Here is an 18262-nt window from a genome sequence, read left to right on the forward strand (position 1 = left end):
CATGTATGTTGCAGTAAAGGGTGGCGAAGCCGCCATTGCCAACGCCCACCGCCTCCTTGCCGATCGCCGCCGCGGCGACCGCACGCTGCCGTCGATCACCATCCAGCAGGTCGTCGAACAGCTTGGCCTTGCCGTCGACCGCGTCATGGCCGAGGCCTCGCTATACGACCGGGAACTCGCGGCGCTTGCCGTGCGCCAGGCACGCGGCGATATGATCGAGGCGATCTTCATCCTGCGCGCCTACCGCACGACATTGCCGCGCTTCGGCTATTCCGAGCCGGTCGATACCGCAACCATGAAAGTCGAGCGCCGCGTGTCGGCCACCTACAAGGATCTGCCAGGCGGGCAATTGCTGGGTCCGACCTTCGACTATACCCACCGCCTGCTCGACCCCTCGTTGATCGATGACGCCACTGTCGAGGAACCTGCCGTCAAGGAGCCGGGCGAACATGTGATGCGCGTCTCCGACATTCTCGACGGCGAGGGCCTGATCGAGGGCGACGGCCGCATGCCGGAAGGCCATGTCATGGGCGACCTCACGCGCGAGCCGATGGAGTTTCCGATGGCCCGCGACCTGCGCCTGCAGGCTCTTGCGCGCGGCGACGAGGGCTTCCTGCTGGCGCTCGCCTATTCGACCCAGCGCGGCTACGGCCGCACCCATCCCTTCGTTGGGGAAGTACGCATCGGCGAGGTGGAAGTCGAACTGGATCTGCCCGAGCTCGGTTTTGCCGTCTCGCTCGGCGTTGTCCGCGTGACGGAGTGCCAGATGGTCAATCAGTTCATGGGCTCGGCCAAGCAGCCGCCGCAGTTCACCCGCGGCTACGGCCTCGTCTTCGGCCAGGGCGAGCGCAAGGCAATGTCGATGTCGCTGGTCGATCGCGCACTGCGCACCGACGAGTTCAGCGAAGACATTGTCGCGCCGGCACAAGATCAGGAATTCGTCATTTCGCATGCGGACAACGTCCAGGCGACGGGTTTCGTCGAGCACCTGAAGCTGCCGCATTACGTCGACTTCCAGGCGGAACTCGACCTCGTCCGGCGCATGCGCCGCGACTATGACGCTGCCCGCGCCGGCAGCCAGGACGGCATGAAGGAGGCCGCCGAATGACCGACCTCGCCACCTACAACTTCGCCTATCTGGACGAGCAGACCAAGCGGATGATCCGCCGCGCCATCCTGAAGGCGATCGCAATCCCCGGCTATCAGGTCCCCTTCGCCTCGCGCGAAATGCCGATGCCCTATGGCTGGGGCACCGGCGGCGTGCAGGTCACGGCCTCGATCCTCGGTCCGAAGGACGTGCTGAAGGTCATCGACCAGGGCGCCGACGACACCACCAATGCCGTGTCGATCCGCGCCTTCTTCCAGAAGGTCGCCGATGTCGCGGTGACGACCAGGACCAAGGAAGCCACCATCATCCAGACACGCCACCGCATTCCGGAGGAAGGCCTGCGTGAGGGCCAGACGCTGGTCTACCAGGTGCCGATCCCCGAACCCTTGCGCTTCCTCGAGCCGCGCGAGACCGAGACCCGCAAGATGCATGCGCTCGAGGAATACGGCTTGATGCATGTGAAGCTCTACGAAGATATCGCCCGCAACGGTCATATCGCCACCACCTATGCCTATCCGGTCAAGGTCGAGGGGCGTTACGTGATGGATCCCTCGCCGACGCCGAAATTCGACAATCCGAAGATGCATATGTCGGAGGCGCTACAGCTTTTCGGCGCCGGTCGCGAAAAGCGCATCTATGCGGTTCCGCCCTACACCGAAGTCGTCAGCCTCGACTTCGAGGATCACCCTTTCGAAGTTCAGAAGTTCGACAAGCCCTGCGCGCTCTGCGGCGCCGAGAATGTCTACCTCGACGAAGTGGTGCTCGACGACAAGGGCGGGCGCATGTTCGTCTGCTCCGACACCGACCATTGTGAAGACCGCCGCGACTGCGGCCATGCCGGACACATGCTTGCCCGAAAGGAAGCCGCAGAATGAGTGCCGTACCGCTTCTCAAAGTCAACGACGTCTCGAAATTCTACGGCAGCCGCATCGGTTGTCGGAACGTCTCCTTTGACCTTTTTCCAGGAGAAGTGCTGGCGATCGTCGGCGAATCCGGCTCCGGCAAGACGACGCTTCTGTCCTGCCTATCGACCCGGCTGATGCCGACATCGGGCATCGTCGAATATCATATGCGTGACGGCCAGTACCGCGATCTCGCCCGCATGGGCGAGGCCGAGCGTCGCTTCCTGATGCGCACCGACTGGGGCTTCGTCCACCAGAATCCGGCCGATGGCCTGAGGATGACTGTCTCGGCCGGCGCCAATGTCGGCGAGCGGCTGATGGCGGTCGGCGACCGGCACTATGGAAATATCCGCGCCGCCGCCAGCGACTGGCTGGAACGGGTCGAGATCGGCATCGACCGCATCGACGACCAGCCCCGCGCCTTCTCCGGCGGCATGCGCCAACGCCTGCAAATTGCCCGCAATCTCGTCACCTCCCCTCGCCTCGTCTTCATGGACGAGCCGACCGGCGGCCTCGACGTTTCGGTCCAGGCGCGCCTGCTCGATCTCGTGCGCGGTCTCGTGCACGATCTTGGCCTTGCCGCCATCATCGTCACCCACGATCTCGCCGTCGCCCGGCTTCTGTCGCATCGCATGATGGTGATGAAGGACGGCGCCGTCATCGAGCAGGGCCTGACCGACCGCGTGCTCGACGATCCGCGCGAGCCTTATACCCAGCTCCTCGTCTCCTCCATTTTGCAGGTGTAAACAATGGCTACGCCCCTTGTAGTTTCCGAAGTCGCAAAGAGCTTCACCATGCACCTGCGCGACGGTATCCGCTTGCCCGTCGTCGCCAACGTCACCTTCTCGGTAAAAGCTGGTGAGTGCGTCGTGCTCGGCGGCCCCTCCGGCGTCGGCAAGAGCTCGATCCTGAAAATGCTCTACGGCAATTACGGCGTCGACGAAGGCCAGATCCTGATGGAGCACGACGGCAAGCTGGTGAACCTGGCTACCGCCGAGCCGCGCACCGTGCTGGAGGTGCGGCGCGCAACGCTCGGCTATGTCAGCCAGTTCCTGCGGGTCGTGCCGCGGGTGGCGGCGCTCGACATCGTCGCCGAGCCGCTGCAGGCGCGCGGTGTTGCCATCGAAGACGCCCGCGCCCGCGCCGCCGAGCTTCTGTCGAAGCTCAACCTGCCGACGGCGCTGTGGTCGTTACCGCCGGCGACCTTCTCCGGCGGCGAGCAGCAGCGTGTCAACATCGCCCGCGGCTTCATCACCGACCACAAGATCCTGCTGCTCGATGAGCCGACGGCCTCGCTCGACGCAAAGAACCGCGCGGTGGTCGTCGAGATGATCGCCGAGAAGAAGGCCAAGGGCACGGCCCTGATCGGCATCTTCCACGACGAGGAAGTGCGCGACGCCGTTGCCGACCGCATTCTCGACGTGTCGGCCTTCTCGCCGCGAAAGGCTGCCGCATGAGCCAGAAACTCGGGCTCGAGCCCTTCATCCACCCGACGGCCAGCGTCAACAACTCGACGCTCGGCCGCTACACCGAAATCCAGGAGCGCTCGCGTCTGGAAGAGGTCGAGTTCGGCGACTATTCCTACATCATGCAGGACGGCTCGATCTGGTGCGCGACGGTCGGCAAGTTCGTCAATATCGCCGCCGCCGTCCGCATCAACGCCACCAACCATCCGACCTGGCGCGCGACGTTGCACCACTTCACCTACCGCGCACCGAACTATTGGGACGATACCGACGTCGACCACGATCTCTTCGCCTGGCGCCGGTCAAACCGGGTGACCATCGGCCATGATGTCTGGATCGGACACGGTGCAACACTTCTGCCCGGCGTCAATGTCGGCAATGGTGCGGTGATCGGCGCCGGCGCGGTCGTCTCCAAGGACGTCGCCCCCTACACCATCGTCGGTGGCGTACCGGCAAAGCTTATCCGCGACCGCTTCAATGCCGGCATCGGTGAGCGCATGGACAGCCTCGCCTGGTGGGATTGGGACCACCTGCGCCTGCGCAAGGCGCTCGACGATTTCCGAGATCTGACGGCCGAGGAATTTCTCGTTCGCTACGCCTGAGAAAGAGGCCGTCGCAAACGGTCCTGCAGATTGCGGCGGATCACGGGACACAAGACAACAAAAAGGGCGCGGTTAGGAGGACCCGCGCCCTTTTTGCGAGGAATGGACCGGACGGCTCATACCAAGTCCAAAGACTTGGTAATACTTAGGCGTCGACGGCTTCCTTCAGAAAGGCAGAGGCCACGCGGGCGGTTAGCGCCAGCGAAACGGCGCCTGCATCCGGATGGCCGATGCTCTTTTCTGCGAGAGGCCGTGCACGGCCGAGTTTCGGCGTCAGGCTGGACGTCGAATCGGCCGCATCCGTGGCCGCCTTAGCCGCTGCCTCCCAAGCCTCGTTCAAAGACTTATGGATCGCGAATTCCCGCTCCAGCGTATCGACGAACGGGACGAGCGCATCAACCAGCGTCTTGTCGCCGACGCGGGCGCGTCCAAGACGGGTGACGCCATCGAGCGCCAGGCGCGCGCCTTCGACAACAGCCGCATCCGACGGCTTGTCGTCGTCGGAAAACGCGTTGCTCCAGGAGCGAAGAAGCAGGCCCCAGATCGCACCTGATGTGCCGCCAGCGCGATCGGCCCAGGCATCGCCTGCAGCGGCCAGCACGCTGGCAGCGCCAGCGCCTGCGGCTGCTGCAACATCAGCGGCATCCTGAGCCGCAGCCGAGCCGCGGCGCATGCCCTGGCCGTGGTCGCCATCACCGGCAAAGGCATCGATCCGGCCAAGTTCGTCTTCAGCCTCCTTCAGGGCGTCGGCAACCTTGGCGATCAGCCGGGCGATGCATTTGCCGCTTTCCTTCGACGCCTGCGAGGCAGGCGCGAAGGTCGCCGGGCCATCCTCGTCGGAAATCACGTCGGTCGCCGGTTCGGCCCTGATGATCGCGCCCTTGCGCAGCACCGGCGCATCGCAGGGCGCGCGCCAGTAGGTTTCGAGCTCTTCATCGAGCCAGAGCAGCGACAGCGAGCAGCCCTGCATGTCCAAGCTGGTGACAAACTCGCCGCATTCGGGATCGACGATTTCAAGGCCCGCGGACTTCAATTCCTTCTCGACGGCCACCCACAGAACGAAAAGCTCTTCGTACTTGGTCGAGCCCAGGCCGTTCAGCACCGGTGCGACCTTCTTGGTTCCGGCCGGGCGTTCGGCCAGCAGCTTGCCGACGAGCAGCTTGGCAAGCTCGGTCGCCGATACGATCTTTTCTTCGCTGATACCCGGCTCACCGTGAATGCCAAGGCCAAGCGCCATTTCGCCCTTCGGCACGGTGAAGAGCGGATGGTTCGCGCCCGGCAGAGTGCAGCCACCGAAGGCGACGCCGAACGAAACCGTGCGGTCGTTGGCGAGGCGGCTGATGCGCTCGACCTCGTCGAGCGACAGGCCGGCTTCGGCGGCAGCGCCCGCGATCTTGAACACGACGAGATCGCCGGCAATGCCGCGACGCTTGGCAGCGATATCAACAGCAGCACTGGCAACGTCGTCGGTCACCGGAACGATCCGCACATCGATGCCTTCAGCGCGAAGCCGCTCGGCGGCAACGCCGAAATTGAGCACGTCGCCGGCATAGTTGCCGAAGCCGAGCAGCACGCCGCCGCCCTGGTCGGCATGGCGGCAGACGCGCGCGACGGCAGCGGTCGATGGCGAGGCAAAGACGTCGCCGGCAACGGCCGCATCCGCCAGGCCCGGGCCGACATAGCCGGCAAAGGCCGGATAGTGGCCCGAGCCGCCACCGATGACAACCGCGACCTTGCCCTTCGGCACCTTGGTCGAGCGCACGACGCCGCCCTTCACTAGGCGGACATTGCGGGCATAGATGGAGCTGAAGCCGGCGAGCGCGGTTACGGCGAAATCTTCCGGTGCGTCAAAGATCGTGGTCATCGCTACTTATTCCCTTAGTCGCGAGGCAGAATGCGCCTCAGGTAATCCCGGTTGGTCGCGCTGACGGAGAGGCCATCGCCACCGTAATGCTCACAGAGGATCGGGCTCTGGAACCCGTGCGAAAGCGCCAAGCGAATGGCGGTCCGGTAGTTGATCACGCCGAACTCCAGCGGGGCCGGATGGGTGACGATCAGCCCCGACGTCTCGTCCTCGGTGCGGTTGTAATTCTTGACGTGCCAGTATTTGGCGAACGGCGCAACCTTGGCCATCATCTCCTGCCAGTGCTCGACCGGACGATGCAGGCGGATCAAGTTGCCGAGATCGGCGTTGATGCCGACATTCGCAAGGCCAACGTCGGTGACGAAGCGCACGGCGCTGTCGGCCGAGCCGATATAGGTGTCTTCGTACATTTCGAGCGCCAGCTCGATGCCGAGCTCTTCCGCATGGCGGCCAAGCTCGCGAATGCGCGTCACACCCTTCTGCCAGATGGCGGCATCATCCGGATTCTTGACGCCATCGACGGTCCAGAACCACAGCGCCTTCTTCTGCGCGTCGGTCAAGGGACCGAAGAAGCCGAAGGAAACGGAGCCTGCCCCGATTGCCGCCGCCGTATCGATCACCCGGTGGCCGTAGGCGAGGTATTCATCGCCATGAACGGGATCGATGACGCTGCGACGTGCGGTGGAGATCCCCGGCATGGTCAGGCCGAGATCGCGCGTCAGCTTGACGAAGCTCTCGAGCCGAGCCGGTGACAGATCCGCAAGCCGGATCCAGCTGTCGGTCGGGTCGAGCTCGGTAAAGCCGGCATCGACGACGTCGTCGAGCGTCAGTGCCCATTCCTCGACCGACTGATCCTGAACCGAGCGACCATCCGCAAGGATGTTCGGATACTGGATCATTGCGGCCGCGATCGGCCAGGTGTCACGGTTCCATCTGCGTGGCGCATTCGCCATGGCGTTTCCCCCCGAAGTCTTCAAAGTTTGGTGCGGCGGCCCGTCAAGCCGCCGCGCTACCGTCGCCCTGCGATGTCTCATCGCCACGCTTGCGCTTGCGAACTAGGCCGATCAGTCCGAAGACGACAGGCGACAGCAGCATTGCCAGGCCAAGCGCCATCAGAGACGAAACCAGCGCGTTCGACCAGAAGATGTTGAGCGAACCGCTCGACAGAAGCATCGACTGGCGGAAGGCGTCTTCCGCCTTGTCGCCGAGCACCATGGCGAGAACCAGCGGCGCCAGCGGGTAATCGAGCTTCTTGAAGACGTAGCCGAGCACCCCGAAGCCGATGACCATGAAGATATCGGAGACGGAATTGGCCACTTGATAGGCGCCGGAGAAGATGACGGCCACGATGATCGGGCCGATGATCGAGAACGGCACGCGCAGGATCGAGGCGTAAAGCGGAACGGTGGCGAGCACCAAGATGACGGCGACGACATTGCCGAGATACATCGAGGCAATCAGGCCCCAGACGAAGTCCGGCCGGTCGGTAAAGAGCATCGGGCCGGGCGTCAGGCCCCAGATCATCAGGCCGCCCATCATGACAGCGGCGGTGGCAGAACCGGGAACGCCGAGCGCCAGCATCGGCAGCAGTGCGGAGGTACCGGCCGAGTGGTCGGCGGTCTCGGGTGCCACGATACCGCGCGGATCACCCTTGCCGAACTTCGACTTGTCGCGCGCCGAGCGACGGGCGACGCCGTAGCTCATGAAGGAGGCCGCAGTCGGGCCGGCTGGCGTGATGCCCATCCAGATGCCGATGATGGTCGAGCGGGCGATTGTCAGCCAGTAGCGCGGGATTTCCACCAGCGTGCGGCCAATTTCGGCGAGCTTGACGCGCGCCTTGATGCCTTCGAAGCGCAAGCCTTCTTCCGTCGTCAGCAGGAGTTCGCCGATGCCGAACAGGCCCATGACGGCGATCAGGAAGCTGACGCCCTTGATCAGTGTCGGGATGTCGAAAGTCAGGCGCAGGTCGCCTGAGATCGTGTCCATGCCGACGGAGGCAAGTGCAAAGCCCATCATCATCGACACGAGGGTCTTGAACGGCGATTGCGCGCCCATCGAGATGAAGCTGGCAAAGGCGAGGAAGTAGACCGCGAAATATTCCGGCGACGAGAAGCGCAGCGCGAAGTTGGCGACCCAGCCCGACAGGAGCGTGATCATGACGACGCCGGCGAGCGCACCAATGCCGGCCGACACGAAAGCCAGCGTCAAGGCACGGCTCGCCTGGCCTGCCTTGGCCATCGGATAGCCGTCGAAGGTGGTCGCCACCGAGGACGGCTCGCCCGGGATGTTAAACAGGATGGATGTCGTCGAACCGCCGAACAGCGCCCCCCAATACATGCAGGAGAGCAGGATGATCGCGGAGATCGGATCCATGGAGAAGGTTAGCGGCAACAGCAGCGATACGCCGTTGGGCGCACCGAGGCCAGGCAGAACGCCGACGAGGATGCCGAGCGTGACGCCGACCATCATCAGCAGGATGTGATTCCAGCTGAGGATGTGGCCGAAGCCATCGATCAGAAGACCGATATTTTCCATGTCATTCCTCCCGGGGAAACTTTTAAGAGGTCGGGATCAGTAGATCCCGAACCAGGCCTCGACCGGTCCCTTCAAAAGCGGAACCTTGAAGCCGATCTCGAATACGATGAAGAAGAAGAGCGAAACGGCAACGCCTGACGGCAGCGCGATCCACCACTTGTAGCGCCCCTGGAAAAGCATCGCGCCGGCGATGTAGAGGGCCGTGCCGACATAGAGCCCGAGCCAGGCGGAAACGCCGGCAAAGGCGATAAGTGGCAAGAAGAACGAGGCGACGACGCGGGCACGGGAACCGTCGATGAAGATGTCGCCTGTGCCGCGATGTTTCACGAAGGCACCGATCGCATTCGCGACGCTTCCCAGGATGATCAGAGCACCGATGTAGAAGGGAAAATAGCCGGCCTCGGGGCCAAAATCGCTCCACCCGGCGCCGATATCGAAGGCGCCATAGCAGACGGCGGCGCCAAAGATGCCAGTCAACGCGGCTACGCCAAGCTCCACCGCGAAGCGGGAGAGCCCATTCGCACTGTTCTCACTCATGATCGTGACCTTTCAAACCGGTTGACGGGCGCTCTGAAGCATCCTGTAGGCGTCAGACTTGACGCGCGGCGCTACAGAAGCGCCCGTCCCGATATATCGCCAGTTTTAGTTGGCGAGCCAGCCTTCGCGCTTCAGAACTTCGCCGACTGCGGCGCCGTCCATCTCGATGGCGGCCTTGAAGTCGTCGCCAGCGATGTAGGAAGGAGACTGCGAGGTATCGGCCAGATACTTCGCCCACTCTGGCGTTTCGGAAACCTTGCGCATCAGGTCCGCGTAGAACTTGACCGCATCGGGTTCAACGCCGGCCGGCAGCCAGACGGTGCGCGGCATGGAGTAGTTGTCGATGGCAATGCCGGAGTCCTTGCAGGTCGGGATGTCGCTCCAGCCCTTGTCTCCGGCAACCTTGGCATCGTTCGTCAGCTTGACGCTCTTGAAGACGCAGAGCGGCTTGACCATGCCGGCCTGCCACTGACCGAGGTTTTCGCTCGGATTGTTGACGTTGGCGTCAAGGTGTTCGCCGGCGAGCTGTACAGCCGCTTCGCCACCGCTCTTGAACGGGATGTAGTTGATGGTCGCGCCGGTCGCCTCGTTGATCATCGAGGTCAGGATCTGGTCGACGTCCTTCGACTGGCTTCCGCCGATCTTCAGTCCGCCTTCCTTTGCCTTGGCGGCAAAGTCGGCAGCCGTTGCGTACGATGCCTTGCCATTGACCCAGAGAATGAACTCGTCGGAGGCGAGCGCTGCAACCGGCGTCAGGTCATCGGCCTTGTAGGGTACCTTGGCGCGGACCGGCAGCAGGTAGGCATTGTTGGTGCCGAATGCGAGCTTGTAGGCGTCGCCCTTGTTGGTTGCCGTGTAGACAAAACCTTCGGCGCCGCCGGCGCTGCCCTTGTTGGTGACGACAACAGGCGCCTTCATCAGTTCGTACTTGCCGATGATCGCCTGGATCGTGCGGGCGAAGATGTCCGTGCCGCCGCCCGGGCCGGCCGTAACGACGAATTCAACCGGACGGTCGGGCTCGAAAGCCGAGGCCGGAGCAGCAACGCCGAATGCGGCTGCCATGATGCATGCGAGTGAAACGGATTTCTTCATATCTAGTCCTCCCATTGGGTGAGATACGGCGCAAGACCTCCTCCTGCGCCGGTAGTGCTTGAAAGCGTGCGAATTCAGGCGGCAGCCTTGAGGGCAGCCTTTTTCTTCGCCATGCGAACTGCGAGCAGAAGCGCCTCGCGGCTGGCACCGACATCGGCGATGCCCTTGCCGGCGATATCGTAGGCGGTGCCGTGCGCCGGGGTGCAGAGCGCGAACGGCAGGCCGCCCATCATCGTCACACCCTTGTCAAAGCCCATGAGCTTCATCGCGATCTGGCCCTGGTCGTGGTACATGGTGAGGACGGCGTTGTAGCCCTCCTTGAGCGCACGACCGAAGACGGTGTCGGCCGGGAACGGACCATCGACATTGAAGCCGAGCGCCTTGGCCTTCGCGACCGCCGGCTCGATAATGTCGATCTCTTCCATGCCGAAGCTGCCGCCATCGCCGGCATGCGGATTGAGACCGGCAACTGCGATCTTGGCGTCTTCGTGACCCGCTTCCTTGAGGCAGGCGCGAGTGAGTTCGAGCTCGGCGATGATGCCTTCGATCGAAAGGTTGTCGGCCACTTCCTTCAGCGGGATATGCGAGGTGACGCGCGCATTCCAGACCTTCTCCAGAACGTTGAATTCGCGAACCTTGCCGGTGAAACCAAGCACGTCGGCGACGAAGCGGATTTCGTCGTCATAGCCCGGATAGGCGAAACGCATCGCCTTCTTGTTGAAGGGCGTGAAGCAGACGGCCTCCGCCTTGCCGGCATGCGCCAGCTCAAGCGCCGTGCGGAAGTTGCGCGTGGCAAACGTGCCGCCGGCGAGCGTTGCTTCGCCGCGATCGACATCAGCCGGATCGAGATGGCCGAGGTCGACGAACACATGGCGTGCCGTTCCGGCCTTGTCGAGATCCTCCAGCGTCGAGGGTTCGAGATCGAGCGTCAGGCCGGCAGCCTTGGCGCCTTCATCCAGAATGCGGCGATCGCCGATCGTGATGATGTGTGCGGCTTCCTTGATCTCGGGAAGAGCCAGCAGCCGTGCAGTCAGCTCGGGGCTGATGCCGGCGGGATCGCCCATGGCAAGCGCGATGACAGGACGCGCGCCGTTCGCGGCAGCACCATTGGTCGTCATGTGAGATGTCCTCCACTTCATGCTTTTCGTCGGCTGTCATACGTTATTCAAAATTCTGCATCAAGTCTTTTGTATTCTGTATGCAGCATTTTCTGTTGACGACGACCTGCCCTGCCTCCATGCTTCAATCAGACAGTGCTGATTCAATCGGCACGCACGGGGAACGGACGGCCGACACGCGGCCGCCAAACGCAGAAGCGAAATGATGAACGAAATCAGACCATTGGAGAGACGCGCCGACGGCGGCCCCGGCCCGATCAGACGCACCGCTCTGCATGACACGCTGGTCAGCCACCTGCGCGACATGATCATTGAAGGTGACCTGTCACCCGGCACGCGCCTGCATGAAGGCCAGCTCGGCGAGCAGCTCGGCGTCTCGCGCACGCCCTTGCGCGAAGCCATCAAGTATCTGGCGAGCGAAGGCCTGGTCGAACTCGTGCCCAGTCGCGGCGCCGTCGTGAAGCGCTTCAGCGCCAAGGACGTGCACGACATGTTGACCGTGCTGCAGACGCTGGAGGAGCTTGCGGGCAGGCTCGCCTGCGACGCGGCAAGCGACGCCGGCATTGCCGAAGTGCGTGCGCTGCATGACGAGATGGTCCGCCGCTACAAGATCGGCGACCGGCTGCAATACTACAAGCTCAACCAGCAGATTCATTCGGCGATCGTCCAGCTCGCCGAAAATGCAGCGCTTGCCGACATGCATGGCGTCCTGCAGACCCGACTGAAGCGCATTCGCTTCATCGGTCACGAAGGCCCGGAGAAATGGGCAGCTGCCGTCGCCGAGCACGACGAAATGATCGTCGCGCTCGAGGCACGCGACAAGGTCAAGCTTTCCGAAGTGTTGGGGCGGCACCTGATGAACGCCTGGGAGCGCGTGCGGGCGTCGGTCTAGCGGCAACAACGCACTATTGCCGATCTATCCAGACCTGAGCACCGCCTCGCGTTAATGCCCGATGTGGCTTCGCCGTTGCGATCGGCGCCTTCATAACGCCCCGTCCCGCCCGCCATTTTGGCGCAGGTCCGATCCTGACGAGAGATCGGCGCCGCTGGCTCAGTGAAGCCCGCCGACGCCGAGCAATCGCTCGACGGCATCATGGTCGCCTGAAAGCGCCTCGGGCGTGCCTGCCCAGGCAACACGTCCGCGCTCCAGCACGATGACCTGATCAGCAAAGTCGAGCGCACTCTGGATGCGCTGCTCGACCAGCACGATCGTCATGTCGCCGGTCCTGGCGAGTTCCGCAAAGGCCTTCATCAGCTCTTCGCAGATGACCGGCGCCAGACCCTCCAGCGGCTCATCCAGCAACAGGACGGAAGGACGGCCAAGGATCGAGCGCGCCGTCGACAGCATCTGCTGCTCGCCGCCGGAAAGCTGGCTGCCGAGATTCCGCCGCCGTTCGTGAAGCCGTGGAAACATGTCGTAAGCCTCCTGCAGAGCGGCCTTCGGCCGATCCTTGAGGCCGACGAAGAGGTTTTCCTCGACCGTCAGCGTCGGAAACACGCAGCGCGCCTGCGGCACGAAGCCCAGGCCCTTACGCGCACGTGTAGCGCTTGGCAGCGCTGTCACATCCGTATCGCCTAAGCTAATGCGACCGTCATAACGCTTCGTCTGGCCGGCCAATGTTGCAAGCAGCGTCGTCTTGCCCATGCCATTGCGGCCGAGTACAGCAAGACGCGCACCCGCTGGAACCGAGAACGAGATGCCTTCGAGCACCCGCGTCGGACCATAACCGGCCGACAGGTTTTCCACCTCAAGCGGCGTGGCTGGCATTGGCGTAGCTCCCCAAATAGGCTTCTCGCACCCGCGGATCCTGGGTGACGTCGGACGGCGAACCGTCGAAGATGATGGCGCCGGCGGCAAGCACGACGACACGCTTGGCAAAACGGAAGACCAGATCCATGTCATGCTCGATCATCAACACGGCGAGATCGGCCGGCAGGTCGGCAAGCGCCTGCTCGATGCGTCCGGTGTCGCTTTGCGGCACGCCGGCCGCCGGCTCGTCGAGCAGAAGAACCTTCGGCCTCAAAGCGAGCGCCACGGCGATCTCCAGCAGGCGCTGCTGGCCATAGGCGATCTCGCTGACCTTGCGGTGCATCAGATCGCGAAGCCCGAGCTTGCCGAGCAACTGGCCGACCTCATCCATCACATCGGGCATGGCGAGGAAGTTGCCGAACAGGCGGCCGGACCGACCGTCGCGCTGCAAGACTGCAAGCGCCACATGCTCGGCCGGCGTCATGTCGAGAAAGAGCCTAGTGACCTGGAAGGAGCGCACGAGCCCCCTCCTCACCCGGCCAATGGCGTCGATGCCGGTGACCGCTTCGCCGCCAAGACGAACCTCGCCGAAATCGGGCGCCAGATTGCCAGTCACCAGATTGACGAACGTCGTCTTGCCGGCGCCGTTGGGGCCGATCAGCGCGACACGATCGCCGGGCGCCATGCTGAGACTGACGTCGTTGGTGACGGCAAGCCCACCAAAGGCGCGCTTCAAATTGCGAACTTCGAAGATCGGCTGCATCACTTTGCCTCCCGGCGGCGGGCGACGAAGGCGGCGGCCGTTCCGTAAAGTCCCTTCGGCGCGAAGAGGACGACCGCAATCAACAGCGCGCCGACCATGGTCAGCCAGTGGAACGGGTTTGCGGCGGAAACCACATCTTCGAAGAACATGAAGACGATGGTCCCCGTCAGCGCGCCGAAGAGCGAACCGGTCCCACCGAGCACCAGCATGACCAGGCTTTCTGCCGACATGGTGAAGGACAGGCTGTCGAGACCGACCACCTGCGTCGAGATCGCATTGAGCGCCCCACCGACGCCGGCGACGGCGCCGGAGATGACATACATCTTCATCAAGGCTGCCTTGGGCGATGCGCCCATCGAGCGGATGCGGATCGGGTCTTCCTTGATCGCCCGGCAGAGCATGCCGAACGGTGAACGCACGATCAGCCGCAAAATGGCGAAGACAATTACGAGCAGCACGACACCGAAGACGTAAGCCGTGCGCCCCCAGAGGTCGAATTCGTAGAGACCGATGAGCGCACTTGGCGCGATGCCGGACAGGCCATCGCTACCACCGGTCCAGGAGGAGGCCTTGTTGGCGAACTCATGGAAGAGGTGAATGAGCGCAATGGACAGCACAAGTTGAGGCAGACCATGGGCGCGCAGGATCACGGCGCCACAGACCAGGCCGGCAATGGCGCCGGCGGCGATGCCGAAGGCGAGCATGCCGATCGGATCGTTGATGCCGTAGTGCGCCGACGCGATCCCCGCGGCATAGGCACCGGCGCCGAAGAGTGCGGCGTGCCCCAGCGTCGCCACCCCGCAATAGCCGGTGACGAGATCGAGTGAGAGTACCAGAAGCGCGATCGCGATGATGCGCGTCAGCAGCGCCAGATTGTTGGGAAACAGGAAGTAGCCGATGACGGCGAGCGCCAATATGACGCCAAGGCCGATCAGGTCACCTCCCGCGAAGCGGCGCTTGGCCGATGTCTGTCCGATCATCTCGTTGGTGGTGGTCATGGTCATCCCTTGGCTCTCCCCGCAAGTCCGCGCGGGAAGACGCAGATGATCGCGATGACGGCCAGATAGAAGAAGAATTCGCCGAACTCGGGCATCAGATAGCGGCCGGTCGTATCGATGCCGCCAAGCAGCAGGCAGGCGGTGAGCGCGCCGGGGATCGAACCGGCACCGCCGACCGACACGACGACCAGAAATGTCACCATGTAGCGCAGCGCATAATAAGGTTCGACCGGAAGAAGCTCGGCACCGACAACCCCGCCGAAGGCGGCAAGGCCGACGGCCACAGCAAAGCTCACGGCGTAGACGATTTCGGTGCGCACCCCGAGCGCTGCGGCCATCGCCGCATTGTCGACCGAGGCGCGTAGCTTCACGCCGAAGGCGGTTCTTTCGATTGCGTACCAGAGGGCGAGCGCCACGGCGAGACCGCAAAGGATCGCAAACAGCCGGTGCGTGGCGATGGCGCGGAAGCCGAGATCGACCGAGCCCTGCAGTTGCGCCGGCAGCGGGACTGTCTTCAGCGTCGGGCCGAAGACATAATTGGCGATGCCGATGATGCAGAAAGTAATGCCGATGGTCATCAGCACCTGGGTCAGTTCCGGGGCGCCATAGATCCGGCGGTAAAGCAGGCGCTCGATCGGAATGGCGATCAGGATCGTGCCGAAGACGGCAAGCACGATGGCAAAACCATAGGCCAAGCCCAGATCGCGCGCCGCATAGGAGGCGATATAACCGCCGATCATGGCAAAGGCGCCATGGGCCAGATTGACGACGCGCATCAGCCCCATGGTCACCGAAAGCCCGATGGAGATGACGAAGAGCACCATGCCGTAGGCAAGGGCATCGATCGCGATGCTGAGAACTGTTTGCATGGAGCTATCCTATGCCTTTCGTTATCGCTTTCAGCGGGATGGCCAGCGAGACGAGCCCGACAATCACCGCCCGCCTGAATCGCTCCCGCCTTGCGGACGGTCCGAAGCCATCCAACGCTCTATGTCGGGCGCGCCAGGATGGAAAGCTCGTAGCACCATTTCAGGAGATGGGCCGCAGCTTTACACATTTCCCGCCCGAAAACCGCTTCGTACTTTTCCCGGAATTGCTGGGGCCGTCCGGTTCGCCCAAGGCGCCAACCGCCGGAATTTTGCGGGCACTCAGGGCAGCGAAGACCGCCGCCCTGAGTGCCAAAGCAGCTACTTCAGCGCTGCGAGGCCGGGGTCGCCCTGCTTCTCGAAGGTTTGAACCTCCTTGTTGTAGTAGGTGCCGTCATCGGCCTTGGCGACTTCGCGCAGATAGATGTTCTGCGTGATGTGCCGAGACTCGGCGTCAATGGAAACCGGCCCCCTCGGGCTGGTCCAGGCAAGGCCCTTGACCGCGTCGACCGCCTTCTGCGCGTCCTGCTCGCCGCCGGTGGCCTCGATCATCTTGTAGATGACATGCATGCCGTCATAGGCGCCGACTGACGGGAACGAGAGTTCGGCCGGATTGCCGATCGCCTTCGAAGCGGCCTCGACGAAAGCCTTGTTCTCAGGACTATCGTGCGACACGGCGTAGTGGAATGTCGTCTGGATGCCGAGTGCCGCTTCGCCGAGCGCGGGCAGATCGGACTCCTGCGTCAGGTCGCCCGGTGCGAAGAACTTGATACCGCCGCTCTTCAAGCCGTTTTCGTTATAGGCCTTGACGAAGCCGAGCGTGGTGGGCCCCGACGGCAGGAAGGCAAAAACGCCCTCGGCGCCGGAATCCTTGATGCGCTGCATGATCGGCGAGAAGTCGTTGGTGGCAAGCGGCATGCGGATCGCCTCGACAACCTGGCCGCCGGCCGCTTCGAAGCCTGCCTTGAAGGCATTTTCAGCATCGACACCGGGGCCATAGTCGCTGACAACGGAGATGACTTTGGAGACACCGGCATCCTTCGCCACCTTGGCGATCGGCGTCGAGGTTTGCCAGGTGGTAAACGAGGTGCGCACCACCAGCGGGCTCTTGGTCACGATCGCCGAGGTCGCCGCGTTCATGATCACCAACGGCACGTTTGCCTGCTCAAGCAGTGGGGTCACCGCCATTGCGTCGGGTGTGAAATAGAAGCCAGCCAGATACTGCACGCCTTCCTTCACCACCAGTTCCTGTGCTAGCGCCTTGGACTGCGCCGGATCGGCCTGCGGCACGTCGCGATAGATGATCTCGATGTCATCGTCGCCGACCTTGCTGCCGTTCACCGCCATATAGGCGTCGATGCCCGCCTTGAAGTTCTTGCCCTGCAGCGCGAAGGGACCGGAAAACGGTCCGACGACACCGATCTTGATCGTATCGGCATAGGCAGCGCCACTCATTGCCAGGGCCGCAAGCGCAGCCAGTATAGTCTGTTTCATGTTTCCTCCCTGTGGCACCGTCTACTCCCGTTCCGGCACCGTCATCGCAAAGCAACCCGAATTTGATGCTTGTCAGTTTGCCATGCGAAACGGTGATGTAAAAATGAATTATGGGGTCGAAATCATAATTCAACAGTTATGCTTTTACTCTTTACCAGAGGAATTCTGGTGCGCGCACTGGCTTTCTGCGCGGCCGCACCTGGAATCTCCCGCATCGGAACTGTCGCATAAATCGATCGCAGGTATTCCAGACATGATAAGCCGTTCGATTTCGGGACAACTTGCAGCCGATGCGGGCCAGGAACGCCGCCGGCACGCCATTCGTCGCCGGATAGACTGTTCCCATCCTGTTTTCCTCACCGCTTTGTCGGCAACCGCGCGTACCACCTCGGCCGAGAGGTCGAAGTCCCTGCATCATCTGTTCTCGCAGCCAGCCTGGCAAACAGCTGAACCCGATCGGACATGATCTCGATTGTTAATGTGTCTCAATGTAGAGATTGTTCACCGTACTCTGATTGAGGAACCGGCCGTGAAATTGTTCGACTGGCTGATGGGATACAAACCTGCGCCGAATGGCGTGGACCGCCAATCGACGGCAGCGCTTCGCAACGATCTTCTCGCCATCAACAGGAAGACCGCGCCGTTCATCATTCGTGACGGCAAGCCGGAAGGCGTTGATCTCGTCGCCGAATGGAAGATCGTTGATGCCCGCTGGTATGAGCTGTTTGCCAAGGCCGGGCTACAAAGGGTGTTCAAGGTGCTGATGAAATTCGATGCTGCCAATTGCGAAGTTCGCGCTGTCGATCAGGAATGGTCTGTCGAATGGCGCGCCGGCGCGCCCACGCTTACGGTGAGCGCTGATGCGTTTCGCGGTCGAAAGTGGGAAAAAAGCTTCGAAATGGCTTTCGCCTTCAAGGAAGATTTGTCCTATGGCAAGGTTTACGAATATCGCTTCAATACCACCGAAATAAAGACGCCCCTGATTGACGCCGCTCATCGAGCTGGCTGGGGCTGGAGAGGCGTAGCTTTCGCGAAGTTATGAGCCAATGTCTAGGGTGTTTCCGACTTAGGTCGAATCGCTGAAACGCTCTATCTCCTTGTTCTTATGCATTTCCTGACGGAAATGCTCTAAACGACACCATCCGGCCGTCCGCGCTTCCGGCGAGG

At 62.7% G+C, this 18262-nt stretch carries 18 protein-coding genes; 7 read left to right on the top strand and 11 right to left on the bottom strand.

Going from position 1 to position 18262, the window contains the following annotated elements; all coding sequences use genetic code 11:
- The first annotated feature begins 1 nt into the window (after position 1).
- Genes AC1Q80_RS15470 through AC1Q80_RS15490 form a run of 5 tightly spaced genes read left to right on the top strand, consistent with a single transcriptional unit; the run spans position 2 to position 4078 of the window.
- Complete coding sequence (locus AC1Q80_RS15470) at positions 2-1108, top strand: carbon-phosphorus lyase complex subunit (protein WP_492360990.1); 1107 nt, start codon at positions 2-4, stop codon at positions 1106-1108.
- A complete protein-coding gene (locus AC1Q80_RS15475; RefSeq protein WP_492360991.1) occupies positions 1105-1983 on the top strand; it encodes an alpha-D-ribose 1-methylphosphonate 5-phosphate C-P-lyase PhnJ in 879 nt (292 codons plus the stop codon). The genes AC1Q80_RS15470 and AC1Q80_RS15475 overlap by 4 nt, the downstream gene beginning before the upstream one ends.
- On the top strand, positions 1980-2756 hold the full coding sequence (gene phnK / locus AC1Q80_RS15480) for a phosphonate C-P lyase system protein PhnK (RefSeq protein WP_025429075.1): 777 nt from the start codon (positions 1980-1982) through the stop codon (positions 2754-2756). The genes AC1Q80_RS15475 and phnK overlap by 4 nt, the downstream gene beginning before the upstream one ends.
- 3 nt (positions 2757-2759) lie before the next feature.
- Positions 2760-3467 (top strand): phosphonate C-P lyase system protein PhnL, encoded by a 708-nt coding sequence (gene phnL, locus AC1Q80_RS15485; RefSeq protein ID WP_492360992.1) that lies wholly within the window; start codon positions 2760-2762, stop codon positions 3465-3467.
- Positions 3464-4078 carry a DapH/DapD/GlmU-related protein gene (locus AC1Q80_RS15490; protein ID WP_492360993.1) on the top strand — a complete coding sequence of 205 codons (615 nt, stop codon included), beginning with the start codon at positions 3464-3466 and terminating at the stop codon, positions 4076-4078. Before phnL ends, AC1Q80_RS15490 begins: the two co-directional genes overlap by 4 nt.
- Positions 4079-4223: 145 nt before the next feature.
- Here the strand turns inward: AC1Q80_RS15490 and AC1Q80_RS15495 are convergent, their stop codons facing one another.
- The 6 genes from AC1Q80_RS15495 to AC1Q80_RS15520 all read right to left on the bottom strand — a co-directional run bounded on the left by AC1Q80_RS15495 (position 4224) and on the right by AC1Q80_RS15520 (position 11224).
- Positions 4224-5942: a dihydroxyacetone kinase family protein gene (locus AC1Q80_RS15495; protein WP_492360994.1), complete on the bottom strand. Its 1719-nt coding sequence runs from the start codon at positions 5940-5942 to the stop codon at positions 4224-4226.
- 14 nt (positions 5943-5956) lie between these two features.
- Positions 5957-6895 (bottom strand): sugar phosphate isomerase/epimerase family protein, encoded by a 939-nt coding sequence (locus AC1Q80_RS15500; RefSeq protein WP_492360995.1) that lies wholly within the window; start codon positions 6893-6895, stop codon positions 5957-5959.
- A gap of 43 nt (positions 6896-6938) precedes the next feature.
- On the bottom strand, positions 6939-8477 hold the full coding sequence (locus AC1Q80_RS15505) for a tripartite tricarboxylate transporter permease (RefSeq protein WP_492360996.1): 1539 nt from the start codon (positions 8475-8477) through the stop codon (positions 6939-6941).
- Between the two features lie 36 nt (positions 8478-8513).
- A complete protein-coding gene (locus AC1Q80_RS15510; protein WP_492360997.1) occupies positions 8514-9014 on the bottom strand; it encodes a tripartite tricarboxylate transporter TctB family protein in 501 nt (166 codons plus the stop codon).
- Between the two features lie 105 nt (positions 9015-9119).
- Positions 9120-10106, bottom strand: coding sequence for a tripartite tricarboxylate transporter substrate binding protein (locus AC1Q80_RS15515; protein ID WP_492360998.1), 987 nt, complete (start codon positions 10104-10106; stop codon positions 9120-9122).
- Positions 10107-10180: 74 nt separating this feature from the next.
- Complete coding sequence (locus tag AC1Q80_RS15520; RefSeq protein ID WP_173421853.1) at positions 10181-11224, bottom strand: 4-hydroxythreonine-4-phosphate dehydrogenase PdxA; 1044 nt, start codon at positions 11222-11224, stop codon at positions 10181-10183.
- Between the two features lie 205 nt (positions 11225-11429).
- Here AC1Q80_RS15520 and AC1Q80_RS15525 point away from each other — a divergent pair, with 205 nt between their 5' ends.
- Entirely contained in the window at positions 11430-12116 is a 687-nt protein-coding gene (locus AC1Q80_RS15525) for a GntR family transcriptional regulator (RefSeq protein ID WP_492361083.1), read from the top strand.
- 159 nt (positions 12117-12275) lie between these two features.
- Here the strand turns inward: AC1Q80_RS15525 and AC1Q80_RS15530 are convergent, their stop codons facing one another.
- From AC1Q80_RS15530 to AC1Q80_RS15550, 5 genes are all read right to left on the bottom strand, one after another.
- Positions 12276-12992, bottom strand: coding sequence for an ABC transporter ATP-binding protein (locus AC1Q80_RS15530; RefSeq protein ID WP_492360999.1), 717 nt, complete (start codon positions 12990-12992; stop codon positions 12276-12278).
- Complete coding sequence (locus AC1Q80_RS15535; RefSeq protein WP_492361000.1) at positions 12973-13737, bottom strand: ABC transporter ATP-binding protein; 765 nt, start codon at positions 13735-13737, stop codon at positions 12973-12975. Before AC1Q80_RS15535 ends, AC1Q80_RS15530 begins: the two co-directional genes overlap by 20 nt.
- Positions 13737-14735 carry a branched-chain amino acid ABC transporter permease gene (locus tag AC1Q80_RS15540; protein ID WP_492361084.1) on the bottom strand — a complete coding sequence of 333 codons (999 nt, stop codon included), beginning with the start codon at positions 14733-14735 and terminating at the stop codon, positions 13737-13739. Before AC1Q80_RS15540 ends, AC1Q80_RS15535 begins: the two co-directional genes overlap by 1 nt.
- A 2-nt stretch (positions 14736-14737) precedes the next feature.
- Positions 14738-15604 (bottom strand): branched-chain amino acid ABC transporter permease, encoded by an 867-nt coding sequence (locus AC1Q80_RS15545; RefSeq protein WP_173421848.1) that lies wholly within the window; start codon positions 15602-15604, stop codon positions 14738-14740.
- A gap of 318 nt (positions 15605-15922) precedes the next feature.
- Positions 15923-17095, bottom strand: coding sequence for an ABC transporter substrate-binding protein (locus tag AC1Q80_RS15550; RefSeq protein WP_492361001.1), 1173 nt, complete (start codon positions 17093-17095; stop codon positions 15923-15925).
- Positions 17096-17624: 529 nt separating this feature from the next.
- Here AC1Q80_RS15550 and AC1Q80_RS15555 point away from each other — a divergent pair.
- Positions 17625-18137 carry a hypothetical protein gene (locus AC1Q80_RS15555; RefSeq protein WP_492361002.1) on the top strand — a complete coding sequence of 171 codons (513 nt, stop codon included), beginning with the start codon at positions 17625-17627 and terminating at the stop codon, positions 18135-18137.
- Positions 18138-18262: the final 125 nt, after the last annotated feature.

It is taken from the genome of Ensifer sp. GW823-FHT05D09 (assembly GCF_058795755.1).